Origin of the sequence: Terriglobus sp. TAA 43 (genome assembly GCF_000800015.1) — a bacterium.
GTDB lineage: Bacteria > Acidobacteriota > Terriglobia > Terriglobales > Acidobacteriaceae > Terriglobus.
Genome location: NZ_JUGR01000001.1, coordinates 2,022,563 through 2,036,670 on the forward strand (window position 1 = coordinate 2,022,563; position 14,108 = coordinate 2,036,670).

The 14,108-nt window shown below is 57.5% G+C and carries 12 protein-coding genes; 5 read left to right on the top strand and 7 right to left on the bottom strand.

The window, feature by feature from the left end:
* Positions 1–183 precede the first annotated feature (183 nt).
* Positions 184–930: a TIGR03435 family protein gene (locus M504_RS08580; RefSeq protein WP_047490182.1), complete on the bottom strand. Its 747-nt coding sequence runs from the start codon at positions 928–930 to the stop codon at positions 184–186.
* Positions 931–1,058: 128 nt separating this feature from the next.
* Between M504_RS08580 and M504_RS08585 the strand changes: the two genes are divergently transcribed.
* Together M504_RS08585 and M504_RS08590 are read left to right on the top strand one after the other, a co-directional pair.
* Positions 1,059–1,754, top strand: a complete 696-nt coding sequence (locus M504_RS08585) for an ankyrin repeat domain-containing protein (protein ID WP_156993630.1) — start codon at positions 1,059–1,061, stop codon at positions 1,752–1,754.
* A 109-nt stretch (positions 1,755–1,863) separates the two neighbouring features.
* Positions 1,864–2,628, top strand: a complete 765-nt coding sequence (locus M504_RS08590) for a TIGR03435 family protein (protein WP_047490189.1) — start codon at positions 1,864–1,866, stop codon at positions 2,626–2,628.
* Positions 2,629–2,650: 22 nt separating this feature from the next.
* Here M504_RS08590 and M504_RS08595 read toward each other — a convergent pair whose 3' ends face one another.
* The 4 genes from M504_RS08595 to M504_RS21215 form a co-directional block, all read right to left on the bottom strand.
* Entirely contained in the window at positions 2,651–4,420 is a 1,770-nt protein-coding gene (locus M504_RS08595) for a nitrous oxide reductase family maturation protein NosD (protein WP_047490193.1), read from the bottom strand.
* 192 nt (positions 4,421–4,612) lie between these two features.
* On the bottom strand, positions 4,613–4,870 hold the full coding sequence (rpmA, locus tag M504_RS08600; RefSeq protein ID WP_047490196.1) for a 50S ribosomal protein L27: 258 nt from the start codon (positions 4,868–4,870) through the stop codon (positions 4,613–4,615).
* Positions 4,871–4,983: 113 nt separating this feature from the next.
* On the bottom strand, positions 4,984–5,316 hold the full coding sequence (gene rplU / locus M504_RS08605) for a 50S ribosomal protein L21 (RefSeq protein WP_047490199.1): 333 nt from the start codon (positions 5,314–5,316) through the stop codon (positions 4,984–4,986).
* 259 nt (positions 5,317–5,575) lie between these two features.
* Entirely contained in the window at positions 5,576–7,030 is a 1,455-nt protein-coding gene (locus M504_RS21215; RefSeq protein WP_052200538.1) for an MHYT domain-containing protein, read from the bottom strand.
* 159 nt (positions 7,031–7,189) lie between these two features.
* Between M504_RS21215 and ggt the strand changes: the two genes are divergently transcribed.
* Complete coding sequence (gene ggt, locus M504_RS08615) at positions 7,190–8,971, top strand: gamma-glutamyltransferase (protein WP_047490201.1); 1,782 nt, start codon at positions 7,190–7,192, stop codon at positions 8,969–8,971.
* Positions 8,972–9,042: 71 nt separating this feature from the next.
* On the opposite strand, the gene M504_RS08620 is transcribed toward ggt, so the two are convergent.
* The gene (locus M504_RS08620) at positions 9,043–9,819 is read right to left on the bottom strand and encodes a VOC family protein (protein WP_047490205.1); all 777 of its coding nucleotides are present in this window, start codon (positions 9,817–9,819) and stop codon (positions 9,043–9,045) included.
* A 111-nt stretch (positions 9,820–9,930) separates the two neighbouring features.
* On the opposite strand from M504_RS08620, the gene M504_RS08625 reads away from it, so the two are divergent.
* On the top strand, positions 9,931–10,614 hold the full coding sequence (locus M504_RS08625; protein ID WP_052200539.1) for a TetR/AcrR family transcriptional regulator: 684 nt from the start codon (positions 9,931–9,933) through the stop codon (positions 10,612–10,614).
* A 14-nt stretch (positions 10,615–10,628) separates the two neighbouring features.
* Here M504_RS08625 and M504_RS08630 read toward each other — a convergent pair whose 3' ends face one another.
* Entirely contained in the window at positions 10,629–12,119 is a 1,491-nt protein-coding gene (locus M504_RS08630; RefSeq protein WP_156993632.1) for a hypothetical protein, read from the bottom strand.
* Between the two features lie 119 nt (positions 12,120–12,238).
* Here M504_RS08630 and aspS point away from each other — a divergent pair, with 119 nt between their 5' ends.
* Positions 12,239–14,095: an aspartate--tRNA ligase gene (gene aspS / locus M504_RS08635; protein WP_255347717.1), complete on the top strand. Its 1,857-nt coding sequence runs from the start codon at positions 12,239–12,241 to the stop codon at positions 14,093–14,095.
* The last annotated feature ends 13 nt before the right edge of the window (positions 14,096–14,108 follow it).

The window sequence follows — 14,108 nt, forward strand, 5'->3', positions numbered from 1 at the left end:
TGTGCCGCTAAAATCGTCTTTCCATTGGAGTTAGCGGCAAAATCGTCTTTCTAAAAGAGTTAGGGCCGCGCACAAGCGCGGCCCTTTCCGTCTATTTCTATTCTAGTGAATTCGCGGAAATACCATGCCAACTCTATTTCTTTTCTTTTGTTGGGTTTATTCGCATAGAGGGCTTGACAGCATTTACTCGGAAACCGGCTGAGTCACGTTGTCCACGACGATGACATCGATGGGGCCTTTTGCGGATTGCAGGCGGAGGCCGAGTTGCTCTCGGATAACGGTGAAGAGCGTGGCGTCGTCGGATTCTGGCGAGGGATCGGTGGCCCAGCGAATTTGAAAGTCGTACTTGCCGGTGAGTCCGGTGTGGTCTTCAACGGTGCGGCCTGCGCGCTTCTGAATGGATTTCGCGAAGTCCGTCATGGAGACGTTGGTGACCCGCATATCAATGCGGCGGTCGCCATTCATGCTCATGTTCATGGGCGTGCCTGGTTTGGTTTCCTTTAGTGCCGGGCCGATTTTGCCGGGCTTATCGACGACGAGCCAATAGACAGGGCCTTCGCGCTGATCGCGATGGAAGCGGAAGCCGAACTGATCCTGCAGCAGCGAGAGAATCAGTTGCTGGAACTGTTCCGGGTTGGTGATCTCCGCATGGTCGGCGATGGTGGCCTGCATGTCGAAGAGTTCGCTCTCTGTCCACGCAGGCGCATTCACGATGGCTTTGGGATCGATGCCGAACGCGGTGCGAATGAGCGTTTGCACCGTGGTGGCGGTGGCAACGAAGCGTCCGCCGATCACCTGGCGGTTCGATGGATCATCGCCAGTGATTTTGTGCGGATGAACTACAGCAACTTCAACATGGATGGGCTTTGTTTGCGCGTGCAGTGTGGGGACAACAAGCGCAAGAACGAGCGCACAGGTGGAAAGTCGCATGGATTGGTCAGCCTCCCCGTGCGATACGCGAAACTTTGCCCCTGGGTTCCGTGGATTGTTTGCCCGTGGAGACTTCTAACTTCGCCACTGTGATCAAGCCGGGCGTATTCTTTCCCCGGGAGGGCATCATGGCTGACAGGCTCACCTCAATGTTGCGGGATTTTGCAGCTGGACGCACTGACTTGATATCCGGGCTGATCGAAGCGGCTGTTGATCCGAATAGTGAGGATGAAAGCGGAGTCTCGCTTCTGCAGTGGTGCTCTTACTACGGAGATGTCAGCGCGATGCGATACCTGCTCTCGAAAGGTGCAAGCCTGACTTCTTTGGGCGAAAACTTTGACCTGAACGGAGCTTGTTTCCATGGGCACTGGAGGTTATGCAAATTCCTCCTGGAGCAAGGAGCCGACCCGAATTTCATCGATATCCGAACCGGCGAGAGTCCCCTTCATAGCACATTGTGCACAACGGATCGCGTCCGGCACGACCGAGTGCTGGAGGTACTGCTCTACAGCGGCGCAAACCCGAATGTAGCCACGAAGAACGGTGTGGAGACAGAAGGTTTTATGCGTGATGCGAGGACAAAGGGCGAAACACCGTTGCATCGTGCCGCAGCCTTTGGATGCGAAGACACCATCGAGCTGCTTCTCAAACATGGCGCCAGAGTGGATGCCCGAGATGCGAACGGAGAGTCTCCACTGAGCTGGGCGAGCTGGTATCTTCGGCCTGATCCCATTTTGCGGCTGCTCTGTTTCGATAAGTTCAGAGTGCGTCCTGACCGAAAATCGATGCGAGCGAACCTGGTGGGATTTCCCTCGGTTCCGTAATTTGCTCTTCGTGCGCGATCGGGTATCGTGCTGGGAATAGCGTCTTAAGTTAGTGCTGGCCACAGGACCACTCTTGCGACTCATACTCACTTTGCTTCTATGCATCAGCATGAGCTGTGCTGCACAAACCTTTGAGGCCGCCTCGCTGCGCCTGCTGCCAGAAGGTGCAAAGCCCGATTACACCCAGCTTGACGTTCTGGATGCCACGCATCCGGGCATCTGGAAGGCACCTTCGCTCCTCACCATCGATCTCAACCTATTCGAGATGATCGTCACTGCCTACTCCGTCTCCAACAGCGGCATGCATGACGCGCTTATGGCGCAACTGCCGCTCTGGGCAATGAAAGAGACGTACCACCTCACCACCCGCATCCCCGAAGGCGCAACGCTCGCCGACCTGCGGCTCATGCTCCAGGCGCTTCTCAAAGAACGCTTCGCACTCGCCACACATTGGGACAACCGCACGATGCCCGTCCTGCTGCTTCAGCAGGCTGGCACGTCAACCAACCTTGCGCCCTTTAAAGGTATGTGCCAGCAACAACCCGCGAACTGCACCAGTGACTTTCGTTGGAAAGACGGCATGGTTCACATGGCCTTCACCGGCCAAACCATGTCACAGATTGCAGACACGCTCAGCGGCCTGGGCCACTACATGGGTGGGCAAAAGCGCGGGCCTATCGTCGATGACACCAACTTACCCGGCCAGTGGAACTCGACGATCGACTTTTCGCCGCTTATGGGAACCAACGAAACTCAGGGCGATACCTTCGCAACGGCGCTGAAAAAGCAGATGGGCCTGACGCTCAAACCTGCCGAACGCCCAGTCCCATCCCTCGTCATCGATCACGTAGACCACCCAAAAGACGAGCAATAGAGACAGCGATAGCATCGCCAATCTACGGCGTAACTGTAAGCGGGAGGTTCGCCCGCGCAGTCTGTCCCGAAGTCGAATCCGTTCCTGTGATCACCACGTTATAGCTGGCCGGGATAATCGACACGATGTCTTTACAGCCACTCAGAAACAACACGCTGCAAGACATCAGCAACACCGTTAGAGCCACCAGACGCGATCGTTTACGCAGGCCCAGCAATACTCCTGGCATCATCACCGCAGCCAACACGGCCCATGAACCACGCACACTCGCGGTTGAGTTGTTTACAGCCAGCGTTAGGTTAGTGTTGTATGTTCCGGCCCCGTTGATCGCCAACGAGCTTTGACCAAACACACATGTCGCATACGCAGGCAGATTGGTACACGCTAACTGCACCGGCCCTTGCAAAGCTCCCGTCACCACAGTCGTCACCTGCACCACACCACTGCTTCCCGAAGGTAAGGAAAGCGAAGCAGGATTCACGCTGAGAGACAGCCCCGCTGCGGGAGGCAACGTCCCTCCTGCACCTGCTACCTCGTAGGCTCCACGATCAATCACAGCGGAAGGTGTGCCAGTAGCATTCTGCAAACGGTTGTTCCCCAGCAAGTCCGTCGGCAACAACGAAGGCGCATTATTGTTACCGCTATCGACTGCAGGCGACACCTTCGCCACTTGATACGGTGCGTTCCCGCTGCGAGCCACAAACTGCGGATCGACAAACAGGTTCCCATTCGTACCAGCAGGCGACGAGCAATCCGCGCTGAAGCTGGAACCTGCAGTTCCCTGCGTAAACACAAGATTGTGATCAAACACAGGCAGTGGAATCGGCTGCTGCGTACCTCGCTTGCAGTCCACCGCGCTCAAGCTGTCTGACGACGCAATGATGTTGTTGTAAAACGAAATGCTGTCATACGCATTCAACAACAGCACCTGACTGCCAGCCATCCGCGCTCCGGAAACAAGCTGCAGAACGTTATCTGCAAACGTGTTGTTCACCACCACAGTGCGTGTGCTGTGCTGGCTACCTGCCGTCAGATCGAGGTTCAGACCCGCACCAATGTCTGCATACGCCGGATTCCCCAACGTGGGATTTAGCACGTTCGCGTAGATCAGGTTCTGCACAATCTCGGCGGAGACGTCTTTGTAGAGAGCGATGGCCGATCCTGCGCCATTCGATGTATTCGCAGTGATCACATTGTTTCGAATCACCACGTGACCGGCATCCTGCACCGTGATTCCGGCGGCACTCCACACAGCGGTGTTCTGTGCAATCGTATTGTCAGAAATCTCCGCGACCTGGCCGCCAGCGGGCGCGCCCTCAATCGTGAGGCCACCACCAGCGATTCCAATGTTGCCCGTTGTATACAGCGGAATGCACCCACGCGTACGGCCACCGTTGTTCGCAGTAATCGTGTTCCCGGTGATTAGCGGCGCGCCGAAGTGAATGCCAATGCCGCAATCGGAATTTCCGGTGATCGTCGAATTCTTCACCGTGGGCGAAGCATGATCAATCCACACGCCGCCAGCATCAATCGCTGCAGTCGCCGCGCCGCCCTGTACTGTCACGTTGTCCAGTACTGACCCGCGGCCCTCGCCATGATGAAACAACACCACTGGCCCTGCGCTCGCTCCCTGAAAAATCACGCCAGAGGCTGTGCCCTGCACCGTAATCGCTTTGCCAGCAAAGTCGATTACACCGCTATAGGTTCCCGGGGCAACGGAAACGGTATCGCCATTGGAAGTCGCAGCAATCGCCTGCTGAACCGTGGGCGCATCCGCGGGCACATGAATCACTCGCTGCGCTTCGGCACTAGTCCAACAAGATGAAACAAAAAGACAAAACAACACACAGGCAGCAAAACGCAGTCGGGGAGACATAGGCGTAAGACTTCTCTGGCGAACTTTGGTAAGCGTTTCCGACAAGATCTTCAAACGCAGAAAAGCCCTGCCGAAGCAGGGCTTTCTCAAAATTAGTGAAGCTGCGATTTAAGCAGCCGGCTCGATGGAGACGAAGCGACCGTGGTTGCCACGATCGGAGAAGATCACGCGTCCGCCAACCTTGGCGAACAGGGTGTCGTCCTTGCCGCGACCGACGTTCAGACCAGCCTTGAGCGGTGTGCCACGCTGACGCACGATGATGCTGCCACCCGTGACCAACTCGCCAGCGAAGGCCTTCACGCCCAGGCGCTGCGCGTTGGAGTCACGACCGTTGGAAGAGGAACCGCCACCTTTTTTATGTGCCATTGCTTTGCCTCGTTGCGGTTGCCATCGTCTTTCAGTGACGTGGTCCGCGAATCTTCAGAAATATTGTGCCGCTGACGCGGCGAACTACCAAAACTGGAACGCAGTGGCGCGAGTTACTTGCTCTCGGCCTTGAAGCTCTTGCCGTTGACCAGGATCTCGTTGATCTTGACTTCAACGAAGTTCTGACGGTGGCCCTGCATCTTCTTGTACTGCTTCTTGCGCTTGAAGTGGAAGACCAGAATCTTGTCGCCGCGGCCTTCGCCCACGACGGAGGCGAGCACCTTGGCTCCGCCCAGTTCCTGCTCAAACTTGCCTTCTTCGGCGCTGACAGCCAGGACGTCTGCGAACTCGATCGCGCCGTCGTTGTGTTCTGTCGTTTCAATCTTCAAGGTGTCGCCGGGGGCGACACGGTACTGCTTACCACCGGTACGGATCACTGCGTACATCACAAACCTCCACGCCCGGCCGTGTTGCCGGTGCGCCTGAAACACCATGAGCTCAATATGTGAGAGGCGATACGGAGTGGTCTTTAAATCAGACCCCACCACGACGCGGCCGGATGCCCCACAGCCATGCGCCTGATGCGCCAAACCTGACAAGAATATCGTGAATCGGGGATGGGGTCAAGGGTGATTGCGTCCCAAATTGCCTCGTGCGCTAAACTCCCTTTCTCGTTATGGTTGCTGCGATCCACGCGGTGATCGATCAGGCTTTGGCAGGGTCGGAAGGCATCTGCGCGGGCAGCAGGATGCGGAAGGTGGTGCCGCTACGGCCTGGTGTGGTGCTGCTCTCAAAGTCCAGGGTTCCGCCGTGGCGCTGAATAATTTCCGCGCAGATGGAAAGTCCAAGGCCCGTACCGCCCGCTCCCTTGGTTGTAAAGAAGGGTTCCAGGATGCGCCTTTGATCATCTGCGGAGATGCCGCCGCCCGTATCAGAGACAAGCATTTCGCACCCGCCGGAAGGCGCAGGGCTGATTTTTAGAGTGAGCGTACCGCCGTGCGCGTGCATGGAATCGATTGCGTTGCCGACGAAATTGGCCAGCACCTGCCTGATTTCGCCTGCGCGACAGTAAACCGACGGAGTGGCAGGATCCCATTCGCGGACAACGACGATGCGACACTTCTCAAGACGATTCTGGAAGACAGCCAGCGTGGATTCCATGAGTTCCACCAACGAGGTCTGCGCAGGGGCGTAGGGCTGACGGTAGAACTTCAGAGTGTGCGTGGTGATTTCGGCGATGCGGCGAAGCTCGTCCTGTGCGGTTTGCAGATATTTGCGCTCTTCAGAGCCGATGGTTCCGTTTTCCGCGAGATAAAGCAGGTTGGTTACGGCTTCGAGCGGATTGTTGATCTCGTGCGCGATGGAGGCGGCGATGCGACCGGCTGCTCCCATGCGTTCTGCCGTGCGTGCCGCAGCGACGGCCTGCTGTTGCGCCTGCGTGGTGCTTTCCAGAAGCCGGACCTTGTCGCGATAGAAGACCACTAGGAGGCACGCCATGAAAACAAGTGCGTTGCCCACGCCGACGCGAGCGAGCGACGCTCCGGAAAATTCGTGCGATTGCTGGACAGAGACGGCCCCCGCGGGCAGCATCATGGCCAGCATGCCGGTGTAATGCATGCCGCATATTGCAACAGCAATCACGAGCGATGCCGCCACCTGGCGCCGCACACTGAAGCTGCCACTGTGACGGAGCATGGCCATGGCGCCAAGCGAAGCGAAGATGGCGATCACAAAAGACAGCGCCACACCGGGGACACTCCACGCGACCGGCTCGGAGAACTTCAGCGCGTCCATCCCGATGTAATGCATGGAGCAGATGCCCGCGCCCACCACGAATGAACCCAGGACGATGTTGCGCGAGTTGCTGAGGTTGCTGACGGTGAGGTACATGGCCAGCCACGACGAGAGGATCGCCACCAGAACACTGAGGACTGTTGGTGTGATGGAGTAGTACAGCGGAAAGGGCGGCTGCCACGCCAGCATGCCGACAAAGTGCATGGACCAGATGCCAAGGCCCAGAGTAAGTCCGCTCACCATCGTCCACACCGCGGGCTGCGGGCTATAACGGGTATGCTCCATGGACTCAAACGCCACAAACCCCGCAAGTGAGGCAATGGTGAATGAGAACAACACAGTCCAAAGATCAAAAGTGCCAGGCACGAAAGGTATGTTTCCTTGCAGATATTCCGGGAGTGGCGTTGCGTTCCCCTACTGTAAGCGTAGAGGTGGGATGTTTCGCTAGTGAAAAAGCGCGGTCACTGTGTACTCGCGATATGCTCAGAACCAATCCCATCCATTGCTGAGGTGCTTCCCGGACCGATGAAGACTCGCTGGCTTGCCGCATGTGTAACTCTCGCTGTTGGCGTTTCGCCGTTTTCCGCGCTGGTGGCGCAGGTGTCGCCCACGCCCACGCCCGTCCGCACACAACACGCGATGGTCGTCAGCATTCACCACCTGGCAACAGATGCTGGCGTGGAAGTGCTGAAGCAGGGCGGTAATGCGGTGGATGCTGCCGTGGCTGTCGCGTTTGCGCTGGCCGTGGTGTATCCGCAGGCAGGCAACATTGGCGGCGGTGGATTCATGCTGATTCGCCCGGCTCATAAGCACGGCGAAAAGAAGCTGGGCGATGGCAAGGCGCACTTCATTGACTATCGCGAAGAGGCTCCGGCAGCGGCGTTTCGCGATATGTACCTGGACAAGGATGGCAATGTGATTCCCGGCATGAGCCGACAGGGATACAAGGCCAGCGGTGTTCCCGGCACCGTGGCAGGCATGGCATATGCGGAAAAGCACTACGGCAAACTGGGCCTGAAGGCCGCAATGCAGCCCGCGATCCGATACGCTCGCGACGGTTATGTGGCCACCGAAGAAGAACTGAGCACGTGGAAGAGTAAGGTGCTGGCTGCGAATCCTGAGGGACGCAGAATCTACCAGCGCGATGGCAATTTCTACAAGGGTGGCGAGACGGTAAAGCTGCCCGATCTGGCCGCGACGCTGGAACGCATTTCGAATGATCCCGAGGATTTTTACAAGGGTTCGATTGCCGATGCGATTGCCGCAGACATGGCGGCGCATGAAGGCAACATTACGAAGGCCGATCTGGCCGCCTATCAGGTGAAAGACCGTGTGCCCCTCGAAGGCAAATACCGCGGCTATAAATTCCTGACGGCCCCTCCGCCTTCCAGTGGTGGCATTGTGTTGCAGGAAGTCCTGAACATCCTGACCGGCTATGACCTGAAGAAGCTGGGCGCGGACCGTTCGCCCGGACAGGTACACATCATCACGGAGGCTTATCGCCGCGCGTTTATGGATCGCAGCGACTATCTTGGCGATCCGGATTTCACCACCATGCCGCTGAAGCAGATGGCCGACAAGAACTATGCGAAGGCGTGGCGCAAGACGATTGATCCGGTGAAGCCAACAGCCTCAAAAGACCTGGTGCGTCCTGCGGGATTTATGCCGGAGCCGCCGAAGCAAACCGACAAGCATGAGAGCACGCAAACCACGCACTTCAGCGTGGTGGATGCCGATGGCAACGCCGTTAGCAATACCTACACACTGAACTTTCTGTTCGGTTCGGGAGTCGTGATCAAGGGCGCAGGGTTTGCCATGAACGACGAGATGGATGACTTCACAGGTAAGGTGGGTGTACCCAATGGGTTCGGACTGATCCAAGGGCCGAACAATTCCATTGCTCCATACAAGCGCCCACTCTCTGCCATGACGCCGACGATTGTGACCAAGGGTGGCAAGGTGCGGCTTGTGCTGGGATCGCCCGGTGGACCAACGATCATCACCACAGTTGCCAATGACATGATCAGTGTTCTGGATAACGGATTGAACATTCAGGAAGCAGCGGATGCCCCGCGGTTCCATCATCAGTATTTGCCCGATGAACTTCAGGTGGAGAAGAAGTTTCCTGCAGCGGTTGCGGATACTTTGAAGGCAAGCGGATACGTCATCAAGCGTTCCGGTGAGTTCGATGAGAAGAATCCCGGAGTGTGGGGCGATAGCGAATTGATTGCCGTCGACCCCAAGACGGGTGAACTACTCGGCGGCCACGATACGCGCAAGCCGTACGGCAAGGCAGATGGGTATTGATGCTCTCATGGTCAGGAAAAGGGTCGCGATGAATCATCGCGACCCTTTCCTTTTGGGGCAACTGTAGATGTTTAGCTCTTGGTGGACACCAGGGCGAAGGCACCGCCCTGCGGATCGATTGCCTGCACAATACGCGATCCACCGGGAACATCCATAGGAGGTAGCGTGACCTTGCCACCACCTGCTTCGATTTTCGGCACTGCCGCGTCCACATCTTCCACCTGGAAGTAGTACGTCCACCGCGCGGGCCCCATGCTGCCATCAGGAGGCAGCGTCATCATAGCGCCGATATATTTGTCCGTGTCGATGCGGAAGGTCTGGTAAATGCCCATCTCCTTCATATCCATGGCAAAGTCTTTTTCCCAGCCGTAATGCTTGGAATAGAAGTCCCATGCCTTTTCCCAGTCCGTGGTCACGAGTTCGTGCCAGCCGACATTACCCACTTCATTTTGCGCGAGGCGTGGCGGCGCGTACTCCCGGGAAGGCTGAAACAACATGTATTCCACGCCTTGAGGATCAGAAACGACGGCGAAACGACCGATGTTGGGAATGTCCTGCGGGGGACGATGTACCGTGCCCCCGTCGCGTTTGACGGCTTCTGCTTCCGCGTCGACATCCGGCGTGTAGATGTGAGCTTTCCACACGCTGGGGTTGTCCATGCCAATGGATTTCCAGCTCATGATGCCGCCAACATCCTTGCCGCCTTTGCCGAAGATGAGATATTTCATGCCGGGCATCTCGGCATCGCGCACGTCCCAGCCCACTACATCGCCATAAAATTTTGCAGCGGCATCCACGTCGCCGCTGGCCGTCAATTCATACCAGACGAATCCTGCCTTGCCTGCCATTTTCCGCTCCCTCATTTCACCGTATGTGTACGGTGTCCACATTCAACCACCGGATGCGCGTTTTGTCTACGCGATTTGATGAAACTTCGATTTAGAATTGATTTCACAGCCATGGCAAAAACCGAACCAAAGCCGCGACAAAAACCCGCAAAACGAGCTGCGAAAGGCACTGCGCGCGACACGTTTCGACATGGCGATCTGCGCCGTGCATTGTTAGATGCCGCAATCGAGATGGCGCGGCAGGGCGGCCCGCAAGCTGTGGTTCTGCGCGAAGCGACGCGGCAGGCAGGCGTGGTGCCGAATGCGGCCTACCGCCATTTTGCAAATCAGAACGACTTACTGGCCGCTGTTCGTTCCGAGTGCATTTCGCAATTGGCCATGGCGATTGAAGCCGAGATGAATACCCTTCGTCCGGGGAAAGATCCAGCAAGTTATGCACGGCGCAGTCTTCGAGCGGTGGGTACGGGTTATCTGACCTTCGCGTTGAGCCAACCGGGACTGTTCAAAACAGCGTTCAGCGTTGCCGCGCCGGTCTTTGAGACGCCGAACCCTGCGAATGCTGGCGCTACCGGGCTGAATCCGTTTCAGCTACTGAGTCTGGCGCTGGATCGCATGTTGGCTGCGGGCATTTTGAAAGCCAAAGATCGACCGGGCGTAGAGTTTCTGGCGTGGTCTACAGTGCACGGCATGGCGCTGCTGATGCTGGATGGGCCGCTACGCGGCCTCGATGCAGCGACCGCTCAGATGTTCGGAAAACGGCTGCTGGATATGGTGGAAAAAGGCTTGAGCGCCTGAGACTGAAAAACCAGTCAGAACCGCCAGACGGGCCCCACGCGTACACCCCAGTTCGTTGAGTTGATGTAGTTGTCGTGCGATAGGAAGTAAAGATTCGGCGGCGTGCCAATGCCCTCCGGATCGCGATACCAGCTTTTGTATCGAATGAGGGTGTTGTGCACCTCAAAGCGCACGCCCACGTTGTGCGCGATCTTGACGTCGGAATTGATGCCCACGGTGGCTGCGAAGTCCGTGGTGCGGTAGTAGTTGGCGTTAGACGTACCCGGAGGGCTGTCGGACGTTTTGGAATAACTGACGAATCCGGGCGCGAGGAACGCCTTCACGGAAAACCGTTTGCCGTTGTAGCCAGAACGAAGTCCGAACATGGCTTCGCTGATATTGCCGCCAACGTTTGTGCTGGACTCTGGGCTGGCATCCGGCGCCATGCTGAAATCGCCGAAAACATCCAGGTAGCGCCGCAGTTGCACTGCCACCGTGATGCCTCCGCCACGCACCCATCGCCTGCATTCCGTGCAGCCATCGCGGTTCGTGCGCAGATACTGTGACTGGAAGTACAGCGAGACGTCTCCGCGCTCCACCGGCTCCTTATCCAATGCATTCTGAAAAGCATGGATCATTGCGGAATCGTACTGTCCCAAATGTTCGTAGTCGCGCCACCAGGGGTAATGACCGCGAAGCATCGTCGCCAGCGAACGTGAGGGGTTGGCGCCCGCGCGCAGCAACAGGAACGGAAACGATCCCGGATGTCTCTGCACAAGAGGATCCGTCACATAGCGATCCAGAACATCCTCACCAACAACCCAGAGCGTTCCAACGGTCGGGGTGACAATCAAATCGACCCAGCCGGTATTGTTAGTGTATTTGGAGTAGGGTCCGCAGTTAGGTTTGCACTGAATCGGGTAAGTGAAACCGCCCTGATTAAAGATGGCCGATTCGCCCAGCGGCCCCAGCTCCCACTGCGTGCTGTAAACGGCTGCCCAGGCAGCTCCGCGCAGACGGCTCATCCAATAGGGCCGGTTATTCCCGAACTTCACGGCGCGGTCACGAGGGTTGTTCTGGATTTCCAGGTATCCGGCGATGGCTCCCTCAACGGGATGCCCGATGTAATTCACGGGAAAGCTGTCACCGTCGTTCCAGCGCCGCCAGTTGAATTGGTCGACGGAGGCCCAATAGTCACTCCAATACGGTTTGTTCACCAACAGGTGCATGTCATGGTCGTTGGCCATGGAAATGCGGACGCTATGCTGCAGCAGCAGGAATCCCATGGATTGCAGAATTAGGCCCTTCCAGTGGAATTTTTCATTTGGAGCGTAGGTAATGTTTGGCTGATTCGATCGGCGCGCCGACGTGAACAGGGGCTCAGGGGCGGAAGGCACCGGGGGACGCAGGGATATCTCAATAGTCGTGCCGGGAGAATCCGGCAGGATGGATTGTGCCGGCAGGGCGAAGCTTCCCAGCAGGAAGGCGCAGACGGCCAATTGCCCGAATCTACGAAGTCCGACCATTCGTAGAGACGGTATCCGGGTTCATAGAACGGGAAAGCTGGCAAAAGAATCAGTCACATCAGATTCAGTCGACGCGGGATAGGGCCATCCGTGACCAAACTTCGTACAATAGGGTCATCGTGACTCTCGATTTTCTCGGCCAACACCAGCGCACACACATGTGCGGAGACCTGCGCGCAGCCGACGCAGGACAGAACGTCACCCTGATGGGGTGGATTAACCGGCGCCGCGACCACGGCGATCTGATCTTTCTTGACCTGCGCGATCGCAGCGGCATCACCCAGATCGTGGTCGACCGCTCCAATTCCGGCGCGGAGACACTGGCCAAGGCCGAAGTCGCTCGCCCCGAGTTCGTGGTGGCGTCGCTGGGCACCGTCCGCGTGCGCGGCGAAGGCCTGACGAATCCGAATATGCCCACCGGCGATATTGAAGTCGTCTGCACGGAACTGCTGCTGCTCTCCGATGCGAAGACGCCGCCGTTCTCGCCTGCCGAAGAAGGCATTGGCAATGAGGAACTGCGCCTGCAGTATCGCTACATCGATCTGCGCCGCCCGGAGATGCAGCACAACTTCCTGACGCGCCATAAGGTTGCGCAGGCTGTGCGTGCGCAGTTGAGCAGCGAAGGCTTCCTTGAGATTGAAACGCCGTTCATGACACGTTCCACTCCAGAAGGTGCGCGCGACTACCTGGTTCCCTCACGTGTGCATCCCGGCAACTTCTACGCGCTGCCGCAGTCACCGCAAATCTTTAAGCAGATTCTGATGGTCGGCGGATTTGATCGCTACTTCCAGATTGCTCGCTGCTTCCGCGATGAAGACCTGCGCGCTGATCGCCAGCCGGAGTTCACCCAGATCGACCTTGAAGTGAGCTTCCCTACGCAGGAGACGATCTTCGGTGTGGCCGAGCGTTTCCTCGTCGCCGCATTTGAAGCTGCAGGACAGAAGATCAACACGCCCTTCCTGCGCATGACGTACGACGAAGCCATCAGTAAGTACGGCATCGACAAGCCGGATATGCGCCTGCCGCATATGGCCGACCTGTCCACCGTGCTGACCGACGAGCTGCGCACGACGCTGAAGATCGAGCAGGGCCTGCCAGTCTACGGCTTTGTGATTCCGAAGGTCGGCGAACTGAGCAGCACCGCTCGCAAGGCGCTCCTCAGCGAAATTCGTACCTTCTTTGGCGATAGCGGCCTGGATGCGCTGGACCTCGTACGTCTGCGCACTGCGGAGCAGTTTGTGCCTCTGGCAGAAGAGATTGGTTCGCATCTGAACGCGACCACCATTGCCTTCAACGGCGAAAGCTTCACCACAGACGACCTCGCAGTTGTGGTCACACCCAAGCTGGGCACGCCTGCAATGTGGAACTTCGATCGCCAGTGGATTCCGAAGCGTGTGGGTGGTCTGCGTCTCGAACTCGCGAAGAAGTACGCCGACAAGCACAAGCTGTTTGAGAAGAAGGGCACCGCGGAGGACTATCGCTTCCTCTGGGTCACCGACTTCCCGATGTACGAATTCAATGAAGAGAAGAAGACGTGGGATGCCGCGCATCATCCGTTCACTGCGCCGCATGAAGACGACATCAAGAGTGGCGCACTCTTCAACGACAAGGGCGTAGTCCGCGCGCTGGCCTATGACGTGGTGCTGAACGGTCTTGAGCTTGGTTCGGGTTCGATCCGTATCCACCGCAAGGATGTGCAGGCGGAGATCTTCCGTTCGCTCGGCATGTCAGAAGAAGAGGCGAAGGAACGCTTCGGCTTTTTCCTGGAAGCGCTGGAGTACGGCACACCGCCGCACGGCGGCATCGCCCTCGGCTTGGACCGCATCGTGATGCTGCTTACAGGTGCGACTTCGCTTCGTGAAGTGATCGCATTCCCCAAGACCGCGAAGGCTGTGGACCTGATGGTGGACGCGCCAAGTGCGCCCACCGAACAGCAGATGCGCGACCTACATTTGAGGACAGCCGTCCGCAGTTAAGTTATGGCGTACG